Source organism: Labrys sp. E2SS-1L, from assembly GCF_057073705.1.
In genome coordinates, this window is record NZ_CP172712.1 from 2,244,225 (window position 1) to 2,266,747 (window position 22,523).

At 64.7% G+C, this 22,523-nt stretch carries 22 protein-coding genes and 1 tRNA gene; 13 read left to right on the forward strand and 10 right to left on the reverse strand.

Annotated features, from left to right (window positions below; translation table 11 throughout):
* The first annotated feature begins 16 nt into the window (after positions 1 to 16).
* The 3 genes from ACIGJE_RS10385 to ACIGJE_RS10395 all read left to right on the forward strand — a co-directional run bounded on the left by ACIGJE_RS10385 (position 17) and on the right by ACIGJE_RS10395 (position 2,464).
* Positions 17 to 610, forward strand: a complete 594-nt coding sequence (locus ACIGJE_RS10385; RefSeq protein WP_068286233.1) for a DUF1134 domain-containing protein — start codon at positions 17 to 19, stop codon at positions 608 to 610.
* 221 nt (positions 611 to 831) lie between these two features.
* Positions 832 to 2,004 carry a coiled-coil domain-containing protein gene (locus ACIGJE_RS10390; protein ID WP_311933769.1) on the forward strand — a complete coding sequence of 391 codons (1,173 nt, stop codon included), beginning with the start codon at positions 832 to 834 and terminating at the stop codon, positions 2,002 to 2,004.
* A gap of 70 nt (positions 2,005 to 2,074) precedes the next feature.
* Positions 2,075 to 2,464: a VOC family protein gene (locus ACIGJE_RS10395; protein ID WP_311933767.1), complete on the forward strand. Its 390-nt coding sequence runs from the start codon at positions 2,075 to 2,077 to the stop codon at positions 2,462 to 2,464.
* 44 nt (positions 2,465 to 2,508) lie between these two features.
* Here ACIGJE_RS10395 and ACIGJE_RS10400 read toward each other — a convergent pair whose 3' ends face one another.
* Complete coding sequence (locus tag ACIGJE_RS10400; RefSeq protein ID WP_311933766.1) at positions 2,509 to 3,408, reverse strand: pseudouridine-5'-phosphate glycosidase; 900 nt, start codon at positions 3,406 to 3,408, stop codon at positions 2,509 to 2,511.
* Positions 3,405 to 4,343 (reverse strand): carbohydrate kinase family protein, encoded by a 939-nt coding sequence (locus tag ACIGJE_RS10405; RefSeq protein WP_415080472.1) that lies wholly within the window; start codon positions 4,341 to 4,343, stop codon positions 3,405 to 3,407. The genes ACIGJE_RS10400 and ACIGJE_RS10405 overlap by 4 nt, the downstream gene beginning before the upstream one ends.
* Positions 4,344 to 4,581: 238 nt before the next feature.
* On the opposite strand from ACIGJE_RS10405, the gene ACIGJE_RS10410 reads away from it, so the two are divergent.
* The 4 genes from ACIGJE_RS10410 to ftrA all read left to right on the forward strand — a co-directional run bounded on the left by ACIGJE_RS10410 (position 4,582) and on the right by ftrA (position 8,648).
* Complete coding sequence (locus ACIGJE_RS10410) at positions 4,582 to 5,580, forward strand: lytic murein transglycosylase (protein WP_415080473.1); 999 nt, start codon at positions 4,582 to 4,584, stop codon at positions 5,578 to 5,580.
* 174 nt (positions 5,581 to 5,754) lie between these two features.
* Positions 5,755 to 6,567, forward strand: coding sequence for a transporter substrate-binding domain-containing protein (locus ACIGJE_RS10415; protein ID WP_311933761.1), 813 nt, complete (start codon positions 5,755 to 5,757; stop codon positions 6,565 to 6,567).
* A 169-nt stretch (positions 6,568 to 6,736) separates the two neighbouring features.
* Complete coding sequence (locus tag ACIGJE_RS10420; RefSeq protein WP_415080474.1) at positions 6,737 to 7,570, forward strand: amino acid ABC transporter permease; 834 nt, start codon at positions 6,737 to 6,739, stop codon at positions 7,568 to 7,570.
* A 70-nt stretch (positions 7,571 to 7,640) separates the two neighbouring features.
* A complete protein-coding gene (gene ftrA, locus ACIGJE_RS10425; RefSeq protein WP_415080475.1) occupies positions 7,641 to 8,648 on the forward strand; it encodes a transcriptional regulator FtrA in 1,008 nt (335 codons plus the stop codon).
* Between the two features lie 18 nt (positions 8,649 to 8,666).
* On the opposite strand, the gene ACIGJE_RS10430 is transcribed toward ftrA, so the two are convergent.
* Positions 8,667 to 8,966 (reverse strand): ArsR/SmtB family transcription factor, encoded by a 300-nt coding sequence (locus tag ACIGJE_RS10430; protein WP_367624215.1) that lies wholly within the window; start codon positions 8,964 to 8,966, stop codon positions 8,667 to 8,669.
* Between the two features lie 145 nt (positions 8,967 to 9,111).
* Here ACIGJE_RS10430 and ACIGJE_RS10435 point away from each other — a divergent pair, with 145 nt between their 5' ends.
* Complete coding sequence (locus ACIGJE_RS10435; RefSeq protein ID WP_415080476.1) at positions 9,112 to 10,176, forward strand: alkene reductase; 1,065 nt, start codon at positions 9,112 to 9,114, stop codon at positions 10,174 to 10,176.
* A gap of 78 nt (positions 10,177 to 10,254) precedes the next feature.
* Here ACIGJE_RS10435 and ACIGJE_RS10440 read toward each other — a convergent pair whose 3' ends face one another.
* On the reverse strand, positions 10,255 to 11,862 hold the full coding sequence (locus ACIGJE_RS10440) for a peptide chain release factor 3 (RefSeq protein WP_149254102.1): 1,608 nt from the start codon (positions 11,860 to 11,862) through the stop codon (positions 10,255 to 10,257).
* A 222-nt stretch (positions 11,863 to 12,084) separates the two neighbouring features.
* Here ACIGJE_RS10440 and ACIGJE_RS10445 point away from each other — a divergent pair.
* Positions 12,085 to 12,159, forward strand: a tRNA-Gly gene (locus ACIGJE_RS10445).
* Between the two features lie 269 nt (positions 12,160 to 12,428).
* Here ACIGJE_RS10445 and ACIGJE_RS10450 read toward each other — a convergent pair.
* Positions 12,429 to 13,181, reverse strand: coding sequence for an SDR family oxidoreductase (locus ACIGJE_RS10450; protein WP_415083459.1), 753 nt, complete (start codon positions 13,179 to 13,181; stop codon positions 12,429 to 12,431).
* A gap of 185 nt (positions 13,182 to 13,366) precedes the next feature.
* Between ACIGJE_RS10450 and ACIGJE_RS10455 the strand changes: the two genes are divergently transcribed.
* Entirely contained in the window at positions 13,367 to 13,924 is a 558-nt protein-coding gene (locus ACIGJE_RS10455; protein WP_483680001.1) for a TetR/AcrR family transcriptional regulator, read from the forward strand.
* A gap of 264 nt (positions 13,925 to 14,188) precedes the next feature.
* On the opposite strand, the gene ACIGJE_RS10460 is transcribed toward ACIGJE_RS10455, so the two are convergent.
* From ACIGJE_RS10460 to ACIGJE_RS10470, 3 genes are all read right to left on the reverse strand, one after another.
* Entirely contained in the window at positions 14,189 to 15,094 is a 906-nt protein-coding gene (locus ACIGJE_RS10460) for a substrate-binding domain-containing protein (protein WP_149255506.1), read from the reverse strand.
* Between the two features lie 300 nt (positions 15,095 to 15,394).
* On the reverse strand, positions 15,395 to 15,886 hold the full coding sequence (locus ACIGJE_RS10465; protein ID WP_311933746.1) for a hypothetical protein: 492 nt from the start codon (positions 15,884 to 15,886) through the stop codon (positions 15,395 to 15,397).
* A gap of 80 nt (positions 15,887 to 15,966) precedes the next feature.
* On the reverse strand, positions 15,967 to 17,148 hold the full coding sequence (locus ACIGJE_RS10470; RefSeq protein ID WP_437178662.1) for an aminotransferase-like domain-containing protein: 1,182 nt from the start codon (positions 17,146 to 17,148) through the stop codon (positions 15,967 to 15,969).
* 675 nt (positions 17,149 to 17,823) lie between these two features.
* Between ACIGJE_RS10470 and ACIGJE_RS10475 the strand changes: the two genes are divergently transcribed.
* Entirely contained in the window at positions 17,824 to 18,960 is a 1,137-nt protein-coding gene (locus tag ACIGJE_RS10475) for a radical SAM protein (RefSeq protein ID WP_483680003.1), read from the forward strand.
* Positions 18,961 to 18,963: 3 nt separating this feature from the next.
* Entirely contained in the window at positions 18,964 to 19,818 is an 855-nt protein-coding gene (locus ACIGJE_RS10480) for a hypothetical protein (RefSeq protein WP_483680005.1), read from the forward strand.
* Here ACIGJE_RS10480 and ACIGJE_RS10485 read toward each other — a convergent pair.
* On the reverse strand, positions 19,797 to 20,468 hold the full coding sequence (locus tag ACIGJE_RS10485) for a DUF4386 family protein (protein WP_311933739.1): 672 nt from the start codon (positions 20,466 to 20,468) through the stop codon (positions 19,797 to 19,799). The genes ACIGJE_RS10480 and ACIGJE_RS10485 overlap by 22 nt on opposite strands.
* Before the next feature lie 36 nt (positions 20,469 to 20,504).
* The gene (locus tag ACIGJE_RS10490) at positions 20,505 to 21,644 is read right to left on the reverse strand and encodes an FAD-dependent monooxygenase (RefSeq protein ID WP_483680007.1); all 1,140 of its coding nucleotides are present in this window, start codon (positions 21,642 to 21,644) and stop codon (positions 20,505 to 20,507) included.
* 131 nt (positions 21,645 to 21,775) lie between these two features.
* On the opposite strand from ACIGJE_RS10490, the gene ACIGJE_RS10495 reads away from it, so the two are divergent.
* Positions 21,776 to 22,399, forward strand: coding sequence for a LysE family translocator (locus ACIGJE_RS10495; RefSeq protein WP_483680009.1), 624 nt, complete (start codon positions 21,776 to 21,778; stop codon positions 22,397 to 22,399).
* Positions 22,400 to 22,523 lie beyond the last annotated feature (124 nt).

The following is a 22,523-nucleotide window of genomic DNA, read 5'->3' on the forward strand; positions in this document are numbered from 1 at the left end:
GCCAACGAGGCTCGCGATGAACGATATTCTTCCCCGCCGCAAGGCTCTTACCATGATGGCCGGCATGGCTCTGTCCGCGACCGGCTTCGTCTCTCCTTCCCTGGCGCTTGCACAGTCCGAGCGGCCAGAGCGCATCTCCTCCAACGAACTCGTCAATTCCGGCCACCGTTTCTTCGGCACCGTGTCCAGGGACCTGGCGCTCACCATCCAGAAGGCCGTGGCGCGCTGGGGTGAACCCAATGGCTACATCCTCGGCCAGGAAGGGTCGGGCGCCTTCATCGGCGGGCTTCGCTATGGCGAGGGCACGATGTTCACGCGCAATGTCGGTGACCGCAAGGTCTACTGGCAGGGCCCCTCCGTGGGGTGGGATTTCGGTGGCGACGGCGCGCGCACCATGATGCTGGTCTACAACATGGACCGGATCGACGAGATCTACAGCCGTTTCCCCGGGATCGCCGGTTCGGCCTATATCATCGGCGGTTTCGGCATGACCGCGCTGGGTGACGGCAATATGATGGTGGTGCCCATCAAGTCCGGCGTCGGCGCCCGTCTCGGCATCAATCTAGGCTATCTCAAATTCACGCCGTCGGCCACGTGGAATCCCTTCTGATCCCGCACTACTGTGCGGCATCCGAAGGCAGTTTCTTGTGCTCGTCCCGGCAGGGAAACACGGATACCAATGCTGCGGTCAGATCATCTATATAAACCGTACGCAATGGACGCCGGCCGGACATCAAAGTGCGATTTTAAGCACGCTGTGCGTTTTCATCCTGCATTGTCGTCGAATTGACGTATAGTACGGCGAAGATATCGCCGTACTGAGACACTGCCGTGCTTGATTATGCGATTGCCTTTTTCCTCGGAGGAGCGCTCGCTGCCTTGGCCGCATTGGCCATGGTGCCTGCGATCTGGGGACGTGCGCGTCGCTTGATCCGTCGTGAAATGGAAACGGCGTTGCCCCTGTCGATGGCGCAGGTGCGGGCTGCCCAGGATCATGTCCGGGCGGAAGCGGCCATGCGGCACCGTCGCCTCGAACAGAAAACGGAGCATGAGCGGGCTCGGCGGCATCAGCTGATGGCCGACTATGGCCGTCAGAGTGAAAGGCTGCGCCGGCTCGAGGCCCTGCTCGGAGCCGATGCCGCAAGGCTTGGTCAGTTGGAAGATGGTGCGGCCAATGGCCAGCGCGACGTGCTTGCCGCCCAGCAGGAGGTTTCGGCGCTGAAGGCGGAGCTGGCGGCGGCGCGAGTGACCATTGCGCTGCGCGATGACGAGGCCCTCGATCACGGCCGCGAGCTTGCCACGGCGCAGGAAAGCAATGACGGCCTGCGCATCGAATTGGTCGCTCTTCGTACCAAGCTCGATGCGGCGGAGGATGGTGCGGTTCTGCATCAGCACGAATTGCAGGAGGCGCTGGAACTGGCCTCCGGCAAGGATGACCGCCTCGCCACCCAGTCAATCGAGCTGATGCGGCGCGACACTGCGATCGCCGCACTCGAGGCGCGGACAGCCTCGCTGCAGCGCGAATTGCAGGCGATGGCAGGCAAGAGGCAGGCAGCCGAAACCGAGCGATCTGACAGCCTGGTCCGGCTTTCGGACTGGGAGGCGGATCTGCGCCGCAAGGATGCCCTGCTGGCCGAACGCGATGCCCGGCTGGCCCTGGCCGCCGGACGGGAGGCCGAACTGATCGCCGAGCTCAACCGCCTGCGCCGCAGTGCGGAACCGAGCGCCGCCGAGGAAGAAATCGGCGCTCTGAAGATCGAGCGGGCCCGGCTGCAGGCCGAGCTTGCTGCTCTTCGCGAGGAAGCCCATGAATCCTGGCTGCGCATCGAGGCCGACAACAGCCTCCTGCGTCGCGAAATGGCGCAGGTCGCTGCCGAAATCGCCCGCGAGGCGGCAACCCGCCGGGCCGTTGGCGTGGTACCCGGGCCGGAGCGCCAGGCGGCGAACGATCCGGCTGCGCAGGACCAGGCGGCACAGGCAGGCCAGGAAGCCCGGCCGCGCTGACCACGCTCTCAACGCATTTCGACGCTATGGCTGGCATGGCAAGGCAGAGGGCCGTCTACAGGAGCGAGCCATGACCAAGCTGAACGGCATCGTGCCGTGCCTGACCATCGATGGTGCCAAGGCCGCCATCGACTTCTACAAGGACGCCTTCGGTGCCGAGGAGGTCAGCCGCGCCGATCACGAGGATGGCAAGCGGCTGATGCACGCCCATATCCGCATCAATGGCTGCGACGTGATGATGTGGGACCTGTTTCCGGAATTCGGCATGGCCACCACGCCGCCGCATGGCGTGACCATCCATATCGAGGTCGACGACGCCGACCGATGGTGGCAGCGCGCTCTCGATCGTGGTGCCACCGTCGCAATGCCGATCCAGGACATGTTCTGGGGCAGCCGTTACGGGCAGCTCAAGGATCCCTTCGGCCATACCTGGTCGATCGGCGCGCCGCTCAAGCCGTAGAATGACGGGAGCATTTGTCGCTCCCGCCAAGGACCGGGATGGTGTTACAGCGCGGCTGCGATCTTCGCCGCCAGGCGCGCATTGTTCTCCACCAAGGCGATATTGGCGATCAGGCTGCGACCCTCGGTGAGGTCGAGCATGCGCGAGAGCAGGAAAGGTGTGAGAGCCTTGCCGGAAATGCCCATGGCATCGGCTTCGTCCACGGCCGCTTCGATGGCAGGATTGATTTCGTTGGCGGCGATCTCGTCGGCGAGCGGGATCGGGTTGCCCACCAGCACGCCGCCGTCGAGGCGCAGTTCCGCGCGGGCTCGGATCAGGGCGGCAATGTCGGCGGGATCGTCGAGGCGCATGGGTGCCGCCAGGCCGCTCTTGCGGCTCCAGAAGGCGGGGAATTCGTCGGAGCCGTAGCCGACGACCGGCACGCCGAGCGTCTCCAGGGTCTCCAGCGTCTTCGGAAGATCGAGGATGGCCTTGGCGCCGGCGCAGACGACGCAGACCGGCGTGCGCGCCAGTTCCTGCAGGTCGGCCGAGATGTCGTAGGTCTTCTCGACGCCGCGATGCACGCCGCCGATGCCGCCCGTTGCGAAGACGCGGATACCGGCCCGGTCGGCGGCGATCATGGTGGCGGCCACGGTGGTGGAACCGTTCTTGCCCGTGGCGATAGCATAGCCGAGGTCGGCACGGCTGAGCTTCAGGAAGCCCGTGGCCTGGCCCATGGCTTCGAGCTGGCTGTCTTCGAGCCCGGCATGAATGACGCCGTCGAGCACGGCGATGGTTGCCGGCTCGGCGCCTCCGGCCCTGACGGCGGCCTCGACCTTGCGGGCCGTCTCGACATTCTGGGGCCAGGGCATGCCGTGGGTGATGATGGTGGATTCCAGCGCGACGACCGGCTTGCCGGCCTTGAGGGCGGCTGCGACGGCGGCGGAATGGGTAATGGACGTCATGATGCTATCGTTTCGGTTGGTTGAGAATGGTTGTAGCGGGCCAGCACGGCCTGCATGGACAGGTCGGCGCGTACGGTTTGGGGCGATTCGACCGTGAGGGCTGCCGCAGCCATGGCGCAACGCGCTGCCGCGAGAAAGGTGTCGCCGGCGGCAAGGCGTGCCAGCGTGGCGCCGGCCAGCGCGTCGCCGGCACCGTTGACGTTGGTCGGGCGGGATGGAAGCGCAGCGATGGCGGAGACCTGTCCCCCATCCCAGGCGAGGGCTCCGCGTGGGCCGAGCGTGAGCAACCCGCGTGGCACCGGGCCTGCCGCGAGCCTTGCAGCCAGGGCTTCCGCTTCCTCCGCGCTGCCGAGCAGGGCACGTGCCTCGTAGAGATTGAGGAAGAGGATGTCGATCGCCGCCAGGATGGGCACGAGCTTGGCGAGCTTCTGCACAGAAACGGGCACGCAGGCGAGGGGCCGGGGTCCCTTCGCCTGCGCCACTGCCTGCAATACGGCTGGCGGCAAGTTGGCATCGGCGAAAACGAACCCTGTCGCAGGGAAGGCTGCGATACGGGCGGCGATGGTGTCGGGCTCGATCCGGTCGAAGATCGCCATGTCGGCGAGACCGATCACCAACTCACCCTCGCCGCTGAAGATGGCGGTGTAGGAGGCGGTGGTGGCTCCGGCGTCCAGCGTGACGGCGCTCATGTCGATGCCGGCCCGGCTGCTCTCCTCGACGACGCGGCGGCCTTCCAGATCGTCGCCGACCAGCGAGACGAGACCGACATCGATGCCCAGGCGCGCGAGATTCTCAGCCACGTTGCGGGCGACACCGCCCAGGCTGGTGCGCATCGAGCCGATGTTCGAGGTGTAGAGGCGTTCCTTCGCATCGGCGGTCTCGCCGACACGGTCGATGACGCAGCCCCCTGCACACAGAACGGGACGATAGGCCATGGCTCCTCGCGACGGACCCATAGGTCCGAAAACGCATCCCGTGCCACAGATTCGCGCCCGCAACAATGCGACGCTCCGCCGGTTGCCGCTTTCCCTCTTGCGTCACGCCGCGATTGCCGTCATGAGGAACCTGCCTTCCAAGCGCATCTCGGGCAGGCCTTGCTCTTTCCCGGCAACCGCCACATTTTGCGCATTCTTGTTTGGCTTTTGTGGCTTTTCTTCCCTCCGAGATGGTTTCATGCGCACTGCCCCCCTGCTTGCTGCCCTGTTGCTGATGGCCTCGCCCGCCCTGGCCCAGACGGAGCCGCAACCTTCGTCGCCTCAGGTCCAGCCACAGCCTCAAGCTCAACCGCAGCCTCAAGGCCAGCCTGGGCCTCAAGCCCAGCCGCAACCCGAGGCGCAGCCCGCCGCCCAGCCGCAGCCCCAAGCCCAGCCACAGGGGCAAGCCCAGCCACAGGGGCAGGCCCAGCCGCAGCCCCAGCCTCAAGTCCAGGCCTGCACCACGCCGACCGATCCCGCCGGCTTCCCGGCCTGGCTCGACAACTTCAAGAAGGATGCTGCGGCCAGGGGCATCGGCGCCCAGGGCATGGCCGCCCTGGAAGGCGTCACCTACGATCCCAAGGTCATCGGGCTCGACCGCGCCCAGCGGAAGACCTTTTCGCAGACCTTCGAGGAGTTCTCCGGCCGCATGGTCAATGCCTACCGCATCAAGCGCGGCAAGCAGGTGATCAAGAAATACCAGGCGGTATTCGACAAAGCTGAGGCCGAGTATGGCGTGCAGGCGCCGATCATCGCGTCGCTGTGGGCCCTCGAGACCGATTTTGGCGCCAATGTCGGCAAGTTCGAGAGCATCCGCTCGCTGGCGACGCTCTCCTTCGACTGCCGGCGCGGCGACAAGTTCCGCCCCGAACTGATTGCTGCCCTCACCATCGTCGACAAGGGCGACGTGCCGCTGCACGAAATGCGCGGCGCCTGGGCGGGTGAGATCGGCCAGGTCCAGTTCATGCCGACCTCCTATCTCAAGCATGCGGTGGATTTCGACGGCGATGGCCATAAGGATCTGGTCAAGAGCCAGGCCGACGTGATCGGCTCGGTTGCCAAGTTCCTGTCTGGCCGTTGGCAGCGCGGCGCCGGCTGGAACCCCGGCGAGCCGAATTTCGATGCCCTCAAGGCCTGGAACGGCAGCGAGCTCTATCGCAAGACGGTGGCGCTGCTTGCCACCAAGATCGCGGAATAAAAGTGGAGCGCGGGCTTCTAGCCCGCTCTTTCCCTTCACCTACGAGCCGCCGCAAGGGCGGACAGGATGTCCGCGCTCCGGCCTTTTCCATGTGGGGACCGCGAAAATCCCCTGTTCGGCATGAAACCCGCGTGGCAAGGTTGCGGCTTGAGCCTGCCACACCGGAGTTTCCCGATGCTTCGCCGCACCTTTCTCGCCCTCGGGGCCATCGCCGCCATGGCCGTTCCCCTTGGATTGGCCCAGGGACCGGCCGAGGCCCAGACGCTGCCCGATCTCAAGGGCCGCACCATCGTCGCCGTCACCGAGAACGCCTATTTTCCGCTGAACTTCACCGATCCGAAGACGGGGCAGGGCATCGGCTGGGAATATGATGCGATCAACGAGATCGGCAAGCGCCTCAATGCCAAGATCGAATGGAAGACCTCGTCCTGGGACGCCATGATTCAGGCGGTGCAGAACGGCCAGTTCGACATCGGCATGGATGGCATTTCCATCACCGACGAGCGCAAGAAGCAGATCGCCTTTACCGACCCCTATATGGTGTCCGAGCAGTTTATGCTGGTGCGGGCCGACGAGAAGCGCTTCACGGACTCCAAGAGCTTCGCGACTGACGACAAGCTGTTCGTCGGCGCCCAGTCCGGCACGACCAATTTCTTCGTCTCGGTCACCGATCTGCTCGGCGGCAATGACAAGAGCCCGCGCCTCAAGCTGTTCGAGACCTTCGGGGCTTCGGTGCAGGCGCTCAAATCGGGCGACGTCGACACGGTGCTGATGGACAAGGCCGGCGCCGAGGGCAACATCGCCGCCTCGCCCGACAGCTTCAAGATCGTCGGCAACGGCCTTGGCCATGACGAATTCGGCTTCATCCTCAAGCAGGGCTCCGACCTCATCGGGCCGGTCAATGCCGCCCTGGCCGCGATGAAGGCGGACGGGACGACCAAGGCGCTCGATAAGAAGTGGTTCTTCGACTACAAGACCGCGAACTGAGCCGGGATCGGCCACCCTCTGCCATGGCGTCATTGCGAGCGGAGCGAAGCAATCCAGTTTTCTGCGGGCGGCGAAGCCTGGGTTGCTTCGCGCCGTTCGCAATGATGAAATTGTCCGTCGCTTCGCCCCTTGAGCCGCCTGCCTTACTTCCGGATCTTCCTGCCTTCATATGACGACGCCTCACGCGCCACCGCCGCCGCCCTCCTTCCTGTCGAAAGTGCCCTGGTGGCTGGTGATCCTCATCGTGCTGGGGACCGCCGTCCTGATCGGCGGCCTGGCCAGCGAGCAATATCGCATCATCTTCGGCGTGGTGGGGCAGGGGCTCTTCGTCACCATCCGGGTCACGGTGATCGCCTTCGCCGCTTCGCTGGTGCTCGGCACCATTCTTGCGCTCGGGCTGGTGTCGCAGTCGCGCTGGCTGGGCGAGGGGCTCAAGGCCTATGTCGAGATCATGCGCGGCGTGCCCATGATCGTGCTGCTCTATTACATCGCCTTTGCAGTCGGCCCGGCTTTGATCGAAGGCTATGTCGCGCTGTTCGGCTCGGCCATCGCCGCCGGCTTCATGCCTGAGATCACCATCCGCGATTTCAGCTTCGAGTGGCGGGCGATCTTCGCGCTGACCCTGGCTTATTCGGCCTTCATCGCCGAGATCGTGCGCGGCGGCATCCAGTCCATACCGGCCGGACAGTTCGAGGCGGCCCAGGCCCTCGGCCTCACGCGCTTCAAGACCATGCGCCTCATCGTGCTGCCACAGGCCTTCAAGACGATGACGCCGCCGCTCGGCAACGACCTCGTCTCCATGCTGAAGGATTCCTCGCTGGTGTCCGTGCTCGGCATCGCCGACATCACCCAGAACGGCAAGACCTATACGGCCTCGACCTTCCGCTTCTTCGAGACCTATACGGTGGTGGCCTTCTTCTATCTCACGATGACCATCGGCCTGACCCTCCTGGTGCGCCGGCTGGAGCAGCGCATGCGCCGCAACGAGGTACGGCAGGATTGAGGGGTAGCGGAGGGTCGATCTCCAGATCGCCCCTCCAAGGAGGTTGAAACCGACAATCCCTTGCGCCGCCATGGCCGAACTGCAACACTCCGTCAAGATCATGCCAGGCACTTCTTCCCTCAGCGGTCCCTTCGTGGCCGTGCTCGTCTATGATGGCCTCTGCACCTTCGAGTTCGGGGTGGCCTATGAGGTGTTCGGCCTGCCGCGTCCGGAGATGGGGCCCTCCTGGTATCGCTATGCCACCTGCGGCATCGAGCCGGGGCCACTTCATGCGGCGGGTGGGCTGATGGTCGAGCCGCATCACGGCCTGGAATTGCTGGAGAAGGCCGATCTCATCATCGTGCCGGGCTGGCGCGGTATCGGCAGCCCCGTACCGGCGAACCTCGTCGACAGCCTCAAGCTCGCACATCGGCGCGGCGCCCGCCTGATGTCGCTGTGCTCGGGCATTGCCGTGCTGGCCGCCTGCGGCCTGCTCGATGGTCGGGAGGCGACGACGCATTGGCGTTATGCGGCCGATATCGGCGCGCGCCATCCCAGCATCGCGCTCGATCCGGACCGGCTCTATGTCGACCTCGGCGACGTGCTCACCGCCGCCGGGAGCGCCGCCGCCCTCGATCTCTGCCTGCATGTGATCCGGCGCGATTTCGGCCCGGATGCCGCCAACACGGTGGCGCGTCGCCTGGTGGTGCCTCCGCATCGCGACGGCGGCCAGGCCCAGTTCATCGAGCGGCCGGTGCCGCGTGAGCGCGAATCAGCCCGGTTGGCTCCCTTGATCGATTGGCTGCGCCAGAATTTGGCCGCCCCCCACCGCATCGAGACGATTGCGGCCCGTTCCGGCATGAGCCAGCGCACCTTCCAGCGCCGCTTCGAGGAGACGACGGGGCTGCCGCCGGGTGAATGGCTGGTGGCCGAGCGCGTGCGGCTGGCCCGCGAGCAGCTCGAGCGCAATCTCGGCGCCTCGCTCGGCGACATTGCCGCAAGCTGCGGCTTCAATTCGCTGGAGACGATGCGCCATCATTTCCGGCGCCGTGTGGGCGTCAGCCCTGCCGCCTACCGGGCGCGCTTCTGCTCGGAATAACTGTTCCGGACAAGAAATTTAGTCGGCAAACTTCAGTACGGACTGCAGCAATCCCGGGAACTTTTCCTCGATATCAGGGCGCAGGGCCACGAAGCAGCGCGTGCCTTCCTTGCGGTGGCTGACGATGCCGGCCTCGCGCAATTGCTTGATGTGATGGCTCAGGGTTGAGTTGGCGACCTGGCAATCGAATTCCGTCGATCCCTTCTCGCCTTCCGCGAGCAGCGTGGTGACGATGTGCAGTCGCACCGGATCACCGAGGGCGGCCAGAACGCCGATCAGATTGATGTCGTTCACATCGGGGTGAGGGTGTTGTTTCATGCGTTCTTCTACCTATATTCGACGAACATCGAACTTTGAAACTCTAACGCCTCGGTGAGCCGACCACCAGTTAAGTCTGTGTAAGCCAGGTGCAGGAGTGTCAATCGATCGTTCAGAAAAGTCATTTGGAACAAGGTTTCTTTCAATGCCCTCGCTGCTCGACCCTATTCGCATCGGCGCGCTCGACCTGCCCAACCGCGTCATCATGGCCCCCTTGACCCGCACCCGGGCCAGCGAGGGTCGTGTGCCCAATACGCTGATGCGCGACTATTACGTCCAGCGCGCCTCGGCCGGCCTGATCCTGACCGAAGCCACCGCCGTCACGCCGATGGGAGTCGGCTATCCCGACACGCCCGGCATCTGGTCGCGCGAACAGGTCGAGGGCTGGAAGGTCATCACCAAGGCCGTGCACGAGGCCGGCGGGCGCATCGCCCTGCAGCTCTGGCATGTCGGTCGCATTTCCGATCCGGTCTACCTCGACGGGGCCCTGCCGGTGGCCCCGAGCGCCATCGCACCCAACGGCCATGTCAGCCTCATCAGGCCTGAAAAGTCCTATGTCACGCCACGCGCACTCGAACTCGACGAGATTCCCGCCATCGTCGAGGCCTACCGCCAGGGCGCGGCCAATGCCAAGGAAGCCGGCTTCGACGGCGTCGAGATCCACGGAGCCAACGGCTATCTGCTTGACCAGTTCCTGCAGGATTCCACCAACAAGCGCACCGACGCCTATGGCGGTTCGATCGAGAACCGCGCGCGGCTGATGCTCGAGGTCACCGACGCAGTGATTTCGGTCTGGGGTGCCGATCGCGTCGGCATGCATCTGGCTCCGCGCGGCGATTCGCATTCGATGGGCGATTCCGATGCGCCGGCCCTGTTCGGCTATGTCGCCCGGCAATTGGATGCCCGCGGGATCGCCTTCATCTGCGCCCGCGAATATTCCGATGGCTCCAGCGTCGCCCCGGTGATCCGCAGCAATTTCAAGGGCGTGTTCATCGCCAATGAGAAGCTGACGGCCGAAAGCGCCGAGGCCCTGGTCGAGAGCGGCGCAGCCGATGCGGCAGCCTTCGGCAAGCTCTTCATTTCCAATCCGGACCTGCCCAAGCGACTGTCGCTTGGCGCTCCGCTCACCCCCTGGAACGCCGCGACCTTCTACGCCAAGGGCGCCGAGGGCTATACGGACTATCCGGCGCTGGAAGAAGTACCTGCGTGACGGAGGGCTTCTCAGCTCCATCTGCGTATTGATGGAGCGAGACCAGCCTGGGCGGCTCTGCAGAGCCGCCCCTCAGATTTACTTCGCCTTCTTCACGTCCTTGATGTCGGCGAACACGATGGCCGGCGACCGTTCGCCCTGATAGCGCAGGTCGAAGGCGGATTTGGCCATGAACACCGGATCGCCGTCGAGATCGTCGGCGATCGAGAAATTGTGGGAAGTAAGGAAGCTGTCGAGCTCTTGCTTCGTCGGTGCCGAGACCCAGCGTGCCAGCGCGAATTCGGATGGTTCGAAGCGGATCTCAAGCCCATATTCGGCGGCGAGCCGGCCCTGCAGCACGTCGAGCTGCAGGGCGCCGACCACGCCGACCAGGGCCGGCGAGCCGTCGCGCGGGCGGAACACCTGCACAACGCCTTCCTCGGCGAGGTCCTGCAGGGCGTCCTTGAGCTTCTTGGCCTTCATGGCGTCGGGCAGGCGCACCCGGCGCAGGATTTCCGGGGCAAAGCTCGGCACGCCGAGAAAGGCGATCTCCTCGCGCTCGGTGAGCGTGTCGCCGATGCGCAATGCGCCGTGGTTGGGAATGCCGACCACGTCGCCGGCATAGGCCTCCTCGGCCAAAGCGCGATCCTGGGCGAAGAAGAATTGCGGCGCGTTGAGGCTCATCGACTTGCCGGTGCGGACCTGCTTCACCTTCATGCCGCGCGTCAGCTTGCCCGAGCACAGCCGCACGAAGGCGATGCGGTCGCGGTGATTGGGATCCATGTTGGCCTGGATCTTGAAGACGAAGGCGGAGAGATTGTCCTCCGTCGCTTCGACCATGCGGGTGGCCGCTGCCTGGTCGCGCGGCTGGGGCGCATAGTCGCCCAGGCCCTTGAGCAGGTCGCCCACGCCGAAATTCTTGATGGCCGAGCCAAAGAACACCGGGGTCATGTGGCCTTCGCGGAAGGCGGCGAGATCGAACTCGCCGCAGGCCTCCTGCACCAGTGCGATTTCCTCGGAGGCCGCCTCGGCATCGATCGAGGGCACGGCGCGGGCCAGTGCTGCGGCATCGCCAGCCTCGACCGGAATCGGCGCGGTGTCCTTGTCGAGCAGGCGGACATGGCTGGCCGCGAGGTCATAGGTGCCGGCGAAGTCACGGCCGCGGCCGAGCGGCCAGGTCATCGGCACGGTAGAGAGGGCGAGGGTCTTCTCGATCTCGTCGAGCAGTTCGAAGGGATCGCGGCCCTCGCGGTCCATCTTGTTGATGAAGGTGACGATGGGAATGTCGCGCAGGCGGCAGACCTCGAACAATTTGCGCGTTCGCGCCTCGATGCCCTTGGCCGCGTCGATCACCATCACCGCCGAATCGACGGCCGTGAGCGTGCGATAGGTGTCTTCCGAGAAGTCCTCATGGCCCGGTGTGTCGAGCAGGTTGAAGACCAGGCCCTCATATTCGAAGGTCATCACCGAGGTGACCACCGAAATGCCGCGCTCGCGCTCGATCGACATCCAGTCCGAGCGGGTATTGCGCTTCTCGGCCTTGGCCTTGACCTGCCCCGCCAGCTGAATCGCGCCGCCGAACAGCAGCAGCTTTTCCGTCAGCGTGGTCTTGCCGGCGTCCGGATGGGAAATGATGGCGAAGGTGCGCCGCCGCTCGACTTCGCGGGCGAGCGGGGTGAGGGCCGAAGTGTGTGACAGATCGTTCAAGGCAGACCTAAGGAAAAGTTTGCAGCCCCAAAGCGGGGGAGATCATCGGGAATTGGCGCGCTTTTGGCACGAAACGGTGTCCGCGTCACCCCCGACGATGTCAGCGCGGCCTGTGGATGAAACACGCAATGCAAAAAAACTGAAACTTGCCTGTTGCAATCCGTCACGGGCTTTGGCATAGAGCGCCCACGCCGATGCAACGAGCATCTGCGGCCCACGGAAGCGGGTGTAGCTCAGGGGTAGAGCACAACCTTGCCAAGGTTGGGGTCGAGGGTTCGAATCCCTTCGCCCGCTCCAGTGGTCCCTTCGGGGAAAAACAAAAAAGCGGTCCTTCGGGGCCGCTTTTTGCTTTTGGGGCCGTTTCCGCCTGGAATTTCGCCGGTTCTACTTCTTGCCGCCCATCAAGGCGATGAAGTCGGCGGCCTTGTCCTTCTCGTACATCGAGCCGGTGGTGATGTCGAAGCTGGGTTTGATTCCGCCGGCCTGCATCGCGGCAAGCGAGAGGGCGAGATAGCTCTGGGCCTGCGGGTCCTGCCAGGAGGCCGGCCGCCCCCTCGGGTGGTAACTCAGGCGCTTATGCCACCATCGACAAGAATGCCCGAACCGGTAACGTAGGCGGCGCCAGGCCCGGCGAGGAAGGCAACGGCCTCGGCGACCTCCCGGGTCTTGCCGTAGCGGGCAATAGACAGGCTCGGGAGGATGGAAGGCGCGAGAGGGCCGTCGGCGGGGTTCATGTCGGTGTCGATTGGGCCGGGGCGGACCAGATTGACGGTAATGTCACGAGGGCCGAGTTCACGGGCGAGACCGCGGGTGAAGCTCTCCATCGCGGATTTGGTGGCCGCATAGACTGCTATACCAGCGAACGGGACAGACAGACCCGCATTGCTGCCGATAGTGACGACACGGCCGCCATTCGGGATGTGTTGCAGCGCAACCTGGGTGGTCACGAAAACGCCGCGCACATTGACATTCAGCTGCAGGTCGATCTCCTCCAGTGATTGCGCGGAAAAGGCACCCGCAATGAGGACGCCAGCGTTGTTGACCAGGATGTCAAGGCCGCCGAGGTCGGTCACGGTCTGTTCGACCGCTGTCTTCGCGGCTTCCGGGCAGGCGGCATCGGCTTGGATGGCGAGGGCCTTGCGACCCAGGGCACGAATCTCAGCGGCGAGAGCCTCTGCCTTGTCGGCCGATTTTTCGTAAGTGATAGCGACGTCGGCGCCGTCTTCGGCCAGCTTCAGCGCGATGGCCGCGCCGATGCCGCGCGCCGCACCCGTAACAAGGGCGCGCTTGCCGGCGAGAGGAAGAGTGGCACTGTTCATGGCAGTATTCCTAGGTTAGATCATTTCTGTATCGTTCAACACAGAAATGGTTATCGACCTTGCCCTGCCAGCACAAGAGAATTATGTAACGGTTAGCAAAAAAAGAGAACCGCATGATGCCGCACCCATCGGCGCCCCTTGCTCCGAAGCGGGGCCGCCCTGTCAGTTTCGATCGAGAGGAGGTCTTGGAACAGGCAATGCGCGTGTTCTGGGCGAAGGGCTTTGCCGGCGCCTCAATGAGTGACCTCATTGGCGCCATGGGCATCGCCTCGCCCAGCCTCTACGCAGCCTTCGGTTCCAAGGAGAACCTCTATCGTGCGGCGCTCGATCACTATGTGGGGCTTCACAAGGAGGTCGTGTTGCGCATCATGGAACTGCCGACAGCACGCGAAAGTATCGAAGGCCTGTTGCGCAACGCCGTCACCGTCTTCTCCCGTACGGACTTCCCGAGTGGATGTATGGTCGAGCAGACGGCCGGGGAGGCCTGCGACATGTCTCCCGAACTCGTGGTGAGCCTTTGCGAAATGCGCGCGGCTAATGACGAGAACTTCTCGACACGGCTGCGCAAGGGTGTTGAGGACGGCGATGTCGCCGCCGGGACCGATATCCGCGCCGTCGCCGCCTTCTATGCTACCGTCCACAAGGGCTTGAGCCTCAGCGCGCGGGGCGGGACCGGGCCGGACGAACTGAATTCCGCCGTCACTTCGGCCATGGCGGCCTGGCCGTTGCTGGCGGGGTCCTGAGAGCCCGAGTCCAAGAGCCTGTTTCAACTGGGCGCTGGACTACGCCCCATATGTGAGACAGCAAAATTAAGGTATGAGGAGCGGGTTGGGTTAGAGATCTAATGTCGCGAGAAGTTTGGCGTTCCCACCTTCTTCTATCGCTACCGCACCGCGGACGGCGTCGAACTGCTGGTGGAGCACAAGGCTGCGCCGAGCCGCGACCGCATGGCCGACATTCTGCGCAGCCTCCGTAAGGCCTTTGCCAACGGGGAATGACGTAGCTCCCTACTTCTTGCCGCCCATCAAGGCGATGAAGTCGGCGGCCTTGTCCTTTTCGTACATCGAGCCGGTGGTGATGTCGAAGCCGGGCTTGATTCCGCCGGCCTGCATCGCGGCGAGCGAGAGGGCGAGATAGCTCTGGGCCTGCGGGTCCTGCCAGGCCGCCGCCAGAACATAGCCGTCCTGCACCTCGTTGGCGGTATCGAGCGAATTGCCCCAGCCGACCACCGGAATTTCGCCGGGCTTCACGCCGACCTGGTCGAACACGCGCTTGATCGAGCCGGAGACGAGATCGCCAAGCGGGAGAATCGCCTTGATCTTGCTGCGATTGGCCGTGAGGTAGTCGCTCATGCGCGAGATGATGTCGGCCTGGTCGAGCGTCGAATCGGTGACCTCCCAGCTGATGTTCAGCGGCTTGAACACGCTGGCGATGCCCTTTTCCTGGTCGGCGCCATAGGTAGCGCCGGGCACTTCCACCGGCATCCAGACGAAATCGCCGGATTTCACCAATCCCTTGTCGACGAGGTAGCGGGCGTGGTCGGCGCCGGCCTTGACGTTGTCGCCGCCCACGAAGGTGGAAAAGCGCACGGTCTTGTCGTCGGAGTTGAAGGCGATCACCGGGATCTTCTTGGCGTTGGCTTCCTCGACCGGCTTCACCAGGCTGCCGGCTGCGGGACTGGCCGTGACGATGCCGTCGGCACCCGCCGCGATCGCCGCCCGGATGGCTTCCTGCTGCGAGGCGACGTCGCCATTGTGGAAGGAGGTGTTGACCTTGTTGCCGGTGTCCTTGGCCCATTGCTCGGCGCCGGCCAGGAAATAGGTCCAGACCGGGTCGGCGGCCGAGCCATGGGAGATCCAGTAGAACGTCTTTGGAGCCGCCTCTGCCGGCGACGGTGCAGACGAGAACGCCATGCACAGCGCGGCGCCGGCGCCGAGACCCCAGCGCGCTACCCGCCCGGCCAGTACTTTCAGTGACATCAGATCCTCCCGATGTGATTGTTTGTTGTGCTTGTGAGGTTGCGGCCGGCCCCCAGGGCTGGTTCGCGCGTCCCCGACGAAACATCCTACATCGGCGGGCACTGCCGGATGCCGCAGATTCCACTCTTCTTGTGCTGACAGGTTTTTCGATCCGGCGGAATCACGCGGGATCGAGCCTTGCTTCTGTGGATCGAAGGCCGGCGCGCTGGCTCCGGCAGGCCTGTACAGGCTGCGTCAGGGCCCGATCTGCCGAGCCTTGGCGAAGGCTTCGGCCTGCCGTTCCGCCTCTTCACGCTCTGCCACCAGGCGCTCGGCGCGCTTTTCGCGCCGCCAGGCGATCAGGCTGTTGATGGTGAGCGCGGCGAAGCCGAGCGTGTAGACCGCGGCGACGAAGGCGCTGAACCAGGCATTGTTGTCGCCTGTCCGCAAAGCTCGCTGGAGTTCGATATAGGTGGCGATGCCGTAGATCAGTACCACCAGCATGATGAAGTTCTGCACCCGCGCGCCGAAGCGCCGGAGGATGAGATGCAGGCACAGATAGAAGAACGGCATCACCACGGCATTGGCGACGATGCGGCCGATCGGATGGAAGATCGAGGGCAGCATCTCACCGAGCCAGCGCGCGCCGAAAAACGGGACAGCCAGGAGCAGGGCATAGAGCAGGCCGAGGCCGGTCCAATCCAGCAGGCGATTGGAAAACGCCGGTCTCGTCGGTTCTGCCGTCATGATCCCGTTCCGTGGACTGTACCCGCTTCGGATTTAAGCACATTCCGAAGCTGATAACAGAGGAAACAGGGCCGCTGCGATCAGGCCGCGCCAGCTTCGCGGATGACGCGGCCGAGCCGTTCGATGCCCTGGTCGATCGCGGTGTCATTGGCCAGCGAGAAAGAGAGCCTGATCGTGTTGGCGCCCGAGCCGTCTGCATGGAAGGCTCGGCCGGGCACGAAGGCGATGCGGGCGGTCTCGATGGCGCGGGCCAGCAGGCGGGCGCCATCCATGCCATCGGGCAGCGTCACCCACACGAACATGCCGCCTTCGGGGCGCGACCAGCGCACGCCCTCGGGCATGTGGCGTTCCAGCGCCGCCAGCATGCGGTCGCGGCGATGGCGATAGGCGCCGCGGATCTTCTCGACCTGGGCCGGGAAGGCGTGCTCGGCCACGTGGTGCATCGCCATCTGGTTGATGGTGGGGCTGTGCAGGTCGGAAGCCTGCTTCATCAGCACCAGCTTCTTGATCACGCCGGCGGCGGCGCAGATCCAGCCCATGCGCAGGCCCGGCGCCAGCGTCTTGGAGAAGCTGCCGCAGGAGATGGTGCGGGTGGCATCGATACCGCCCTCGCGGGCGATGTCGAGCGCCAGGATCGGCGGCACGTCGGCGCCGTCATAGCGTAGCGACTGATAGGCCGTGTCCTCGATCACCACGATGTCGAGTTCGCGCGCGAGGTCGAGCACGCGCTCACGCCCGGCTTGGTCCAGTGTCTCGCCGGTCGGGTTGGCGAAATCCGGGGTCAGATAGGCGAATTTCACCCGGCCGCCTGCCTTTGCGGCGGCATCGGCATAGGCCGAGGGGGTCATGTTGCCTTCCACCGGCGCCAGCCTGTCGTAGCGCGGCTCATAGGCATTGAAGGCCTGCAGCGCGCCGAGATAGGTCGGCCAGGTGACGAGGGCAGTGTCGCCGGGCGAGAGCAAGAGCTTGCCGAGATAGTCGAGCGCCTGTTGCGACCCCGAAGTGATCAGGATGTTGTCCGGCCCGCAGGCCACGCCGATGCGCCGCATCTGCCTGACCACCCAGTCGCGCAGGGGCGGAAAGCCCTCGCTGGTGGAATATTGCAGCGCCGCGCCGGCGCTGACATCACCGAGCACGCTGGCATAGGCCGTCCGGAACGCTTCGTTCGGAAACAGAGCGGGGTCGGGAATGCCGCCGGCGAAGGAAATGATGTCCGGCTGCTCGAGCAGTTTCAAAAGTTCGCGGATTTCCGAGGCACGCATCCGTCCCGCCCGCGTGGCGAAGATCGCTTCCCAGTCCAAGGTCCTGTTCTCCTGACAGACGGCCGCGAGGTGCTTGCCGTCATATGGCCATCGCATCGCCTGCCCAATTTCAGGGCGCGATGCTCATGTTGCGTGCAGCATCCTCCCTGCGAAAAAATATGTCAATAATGCTGACGTATTTTTTCGCTTGTTGCGCGAACCGGGGGGGACGACATTCGTCGGCGAGCGGTTGGCCGCCAGAGAGCCCGGCGCGTGGATTTCCATCACGATGGTGACTGTTTCAGTTTTCGGAGGTACCTCGGCCTTGAGCCAAGAGGCTGTACTTGTACTATTATCCCTGTTTCTACTGATGCCACAACACTAGTGGGCGCTGGAAGCGGCAGGGAGAACATTGCATGTTGCTCGAATTCATGATTTGATCTTCGCTTGGCTAGTGAAATTGGAGGGAATCTGATGATTGAACCAATTTCTTCTTCTTTCTATCTCTCGATTTTTGATAGTTCTCTAGAGTTATTTAAAGGGAATGAAATATCTGCCGATATAACGGCATCCGAGCGCGCTGATCTCATCTCGAACATCTTGGAGAATAGGGAGCCGTTGACGGGTTTATTGCCTGAGGAAACGGCCACTCTTCTCCACCTCGTGCGTCAAAGACCGGATCAGGCACTTCGCACGATGGTTGTCGACGCGGCCCGCATGCAGCGCCGGAGAACCTTCGGCCAGAGCGTGGCGACGATGGTGCCGATCGAGGTGACCTCCTTTTGCGCCAGCACCTGCCGTTTCTGCGGCTGGCGCGCCGACAACAAGGAGATGGTGCGCCTTTCCATCACCGAAACCGCCATCCGCGAGCAGGCGCGCATCCTGGCGCGCAAGGGTTTCTCGCATTTCGAGATCGCCGGCGGTGACGACCTGACCCTGTTGCAGCAGCACCTCAAGGGGTTGGTGCGCGGCCTCAAGGAAGAAACGTCCGCGGTCAACCCCGAGGCGCGCGTCTCGGTCTGCCTGGTGCCGATGCATGAGCAGCATTATCGCGACCTCCGGCAGGAGGGGCTCGACTGCGTGCTGACCTGGCAGGAGACCTATGACCGCGAACTCTACGGCTATCATATTCCGAGCGGACCGAAAGCCTGGGGTGTCGACGAGCAATTGCGCCTGCAGAAGAAGACCGACGAACCCGTCGGTTTCCTGCATCGGCTGCGCTCCCAGGAATTGGCCATCCGCTCCGGCTTGCAGGCCGGGCTCGGGGCCATGATCGGCCTGTCCAAGGTCACCGAGGCCGATATCCTCTCCGTCGTCCTGCATGGCCGCCGGCTGATCGAGCATTATGGCGATGCGGTCGAGCCCTTGATCATCGGCATGCCGGCCTGGAACCCGATCCTGACCCAGGCGAGCGACAACCGCCCCGCCAGCGAGTTCGACTTCGACACCCAGGGCAATTTCGAGCTGATCGCCGCCATCTATCTTTTGGCTTTTCCCGACCGCATGGCCTGGGTCTTCGCCAATGGACGGGTGCCGCCGGATATCCAGACCGATTGCGTGGAGACGGCCTGCTGCTTCACCTCGACCCTGGTCCAGATCTCGCCGGGCGCCTATCTCGATTTCAAGCAATCGGAACTCGACACCATGTTCGAGCGGGTGCGCGGCGTTGCCGAGGCGACTCCGACCTTCGAGGAGGTGATGTCGGGCGAGCAGTTCATGCATTATTTCGCCAGCCATGAGGAGTTCGTCGCCGGCTTCGAGGCACGCAACCTGCATGTCGTCTCCGACCGCAGCTATTTGCGGCGGGCCGATTGGGCCGTTGCCGCGGAATGAGCCATGCTCTGCCGGCAGCGCAAGGCCGATCGGCTGGATCTCGGCAAGCGGGGCCCGATCGACGAGCGGGCCCTGTGGACGGAGCTCCGGCCCGTGCGCTGGCTCGCCGAGGCCGAGCGCCCTGGAACACCCGTCCTGGAGATCGTCTCCGTCTGCAAGGCGGAGGTGCCGGGGCTGGTGCGCGATCACGGGCATGCCTTCATCCGGCTGGTCGACGAGGAGGGCGGCATTCGCCCGATCGGCTTCTTTCCGGATGAGAGCACCGGCGTCGAGCCGGATGATTTCCCCGGCCTGCGCATGCCGGGCATGCTGCTGCTACCGGATAAATATGACCGTATCGCCTGGAACCCACTGATCACCCGCATCGCCTTGTCGCGGCCGGCCTTTGACGGCATCTGCACCCGTATCGAGCAGATGCAGCGCGGCAAGGGTGAGGGCGAACTCGGCTTCGACCTGCTCGATCAAAGCTGCGTGGGCTTCGTGGTCCGCATTGCGCGTCTGGCCCGCATTCGGGTCGAGGCGGAAGTGCGGCTGACGGACTTCGCCGACGGGGCGGGGGTGGCAGCCGGCCCGAACTGGCGCCGGCATCTTGGCCGTCTCCTGCCGAGGCCGCTCTACCGCCTCCTGTTCAATCTGGCGCTTTCCAGCCATGGCGGCTTCTGCACCGTGTCCCGGCAATGGGACAAATCAGGCGACGAGCCTGTGCTGCGGATGATCAGGGGCATCCAGCCGGTGTTCACGCGCTGGCGCGACCTCTGGTCCCGGCACGTGCCGTTCTACCATGTGCGTGCCCTCAGGGAGTGGCAGCGCAGGGTCGAACGCGAGGGCCTCGAGCCCTATCGCCTCGCCGAGGCCTGATCGCCGGATCTGAGGAAGCGCAGCGCAAGGCCCGCCCACCAGAGCGGGCCGACGATGACGCCGCCGAGGCCAGCGGCGACGTCGACGATCAGCATCTGCTGGTTGGCGCGTGCAATGAAGGCGACGATATAGAGCAGCCCACCAGCCATGCCGAGCACAGCGAGGGCCTTGGGGAGGGTACCGAACCGCCAGCCTAGCGCGCCGAACAGCAGCAGGCTCAGCCCGCTCAGGAAGAAGATCAGCCAGCCCTGCGGGTCGAGGACGAGGGAGAAGGAGGTGATCGACTGCCGCACCGCGTCCGAACCTGCCGCAAAGGCCTGGGCACGCTGGGCTTCGCCGCCGAGCAGGCGGACATAGCTGACGGCGGTGACGCCGAAGCCGAGCTGGCCGAGCGAGGCGGCAAGCCGGGCGAGGCCGCTCGTGGGGCCGATCAGGCGCTGTACTTCGCCCATGGCGCAGAAAGCGGTGAGGCCGGCCAAAGCGAAGGCCATCAGGAAGGCCTGGCGCCCGAGCGGCGCATTCGCCAGCGCGTTCCAATAGTCGAGCGTGCCGGTCTTGAACTGCGAGGTCGGGTCGAGAAAGAAGGTCGCGCCGGTCGCCGCATAGCTGAGGGCACAGACGAGGCACACGATGCCGGCGGTTCTATTCATCGCAGTGCCCCGTACGGTTTCCACTGCCATCGGCCATCAGGTTTCGAACAGTTTGAGGATGGCGCCTTGCGGCATCAGCCGCATGATGGTGTTGCGCAGCGTGGCCGTTACCGGCGTCTGCCATTGCCGCATCTTGCCGATCTTGCGCGAGCGCGCCACCAGGGGTGTTGTGCGCGCCAGCCCGATGGCCTGATAGGTCTCCAAAGCCTTGGTAAGGTCGGGCCCGGCCTTCAGGCATTGCGCCAGAGCGAGGGCATCCTCGATGGCCTGGCAGGCGCCCTGGCCGAGATCGGGCGTCATCGGATGGGCGGCATCGCCGAGCAGAGTGAGGGCGCCGTCGGTCCAGCGGGGGAGCGGCAGCGTGTCATAGACACCGGTGCGCACCAGGTCCTCCGGATCGGTCGCACCGATCACGGCATGCGCGAGGGGCGGCCAGTCCGCGAAATGCGCCAGTGCCTCGGCCTTGTGGGCGGGATGGATGGCGGGTTTGTCGTGCACGGCGCTGTTGAGCGTGCCGTACCAGTAGACATAGTCGTCGCGGATCCAGAACACGCCGAAGCGGCTGCCGCGGCCGAAGAACTCGCGGTAGCGGCCTTTCGGAAAGCTGCCGGGCGACAGCTTGGCGACGCCGCGCCAGGTCATCCAACCGACATAGCGCAAGGGCGAGGCGCCGATCATGGCATCGCGCAGGAGGGAGCGCACGCCGTCGGCCGCCACCACCAGGGGGGCGCTGCGCATCGTGCCATCCTCGAAGGTCAGGCTGGCGCCCTCCGCCTCGCGCCGATAGCCGATGCAGCGGCTACCGGTATGGATCCTGGCGGGATCGAGCGGCCGCAGCAACTCGGCATAGAGGTCGACCCGGCGCAGGCAGAGCAGGGGCAGGCCGCTGCGCTCGCGCACCGGCGTGAGCGGGATGGTTTTCAGCGGCCTTTGCCGCCAATCATAGATCTCGCCCAGCTCCAACGGGTCGGCCAGGGTCTGGACGCCCTGGTCGAGGCCGAGCCGGCCGAGCGCCCTGAGGGCATTGGGCCAGAGCGTGAGGCCGGTGCCGCCGAGCCCGATGCGCGGCGAGCGCTCGTAGATCTCCCAGCTCATGCCCGCCTGCGTCAGGGCGTTGGCCACGGCCAGTCCGCCTATGCCCCCGCCGATGATGATGACTTCGGGAAATCCCGACATGCTTGTATGATCCGTTCGAACCGGGTGTCCGCAGGCCTGAACGAGGTTGATTGTCGTATGGGTGCGGGCGGCTGTAAAACGGAAAAAGGGGCGGCGATGAACTCTCGGCAGGATGACGGCGGAGCCGTCCGGTGAGTGTCGAAGCCTTCGTCAAGCTGTTCCTGCTCGTCTTCCCGCTGATGTTCAGCCCCGGGCCCACCAATTTCCTCTGCGCGGCCTCGGGCAGCCGCCATGGTGTGGTGCGCTCGGTGCCGATGATCCTCGGCATGGACCTGATGGTGTTCCTGCCCGCCTTGGTGGTGGGCCTGGGTGTGACCGGTTTTCTGGTCAACTATCCCGGCCTGCTCACCATGGTGCAGCTCGTCGGGGCGCTGGTGGTGCTCTATATCGCCTTCGAAATGGCGCGGGGAGCCTCGCCGGACGCTCCGGCGGCGAGCGGAGCGCAGCCGATGGGGTTTTGGGGCGGCATGCTGGTGCAGGGCCTGAACGTGAAGGGGCTGACGCTCCTGCTCATCATCTACGCCCAGTTCCAGTTGGCGGATAAGGGCCTGGTCGCCAACGCCCTGATCATCGCCGTTGCCCTCACCGTGCTCAGCCTGGTCTCGCATTTCGTCTGGACGCTCGGTGCGATGTGGCTGGCCCGGCGCTTCTCCTCGCCACAGGCCATGCGGATCCAGGGCTTCATCTATGCTTTCATGCTGGCTCTGGTCGCCGTCTGGATGATGGCATCAGCCCTGGCGGGGGCGGGGTCATAGGGCGGTTGCTTGCTTCTTTTGCAGGGGGCGCTGCCCCTCACCGCTATCCTCTCCCCGTAAGAACGGGGCGAGGGGGCGCAAGCGTCGCGACTAACCCTCAGATCTTTCATCTCGCGCGACGGCA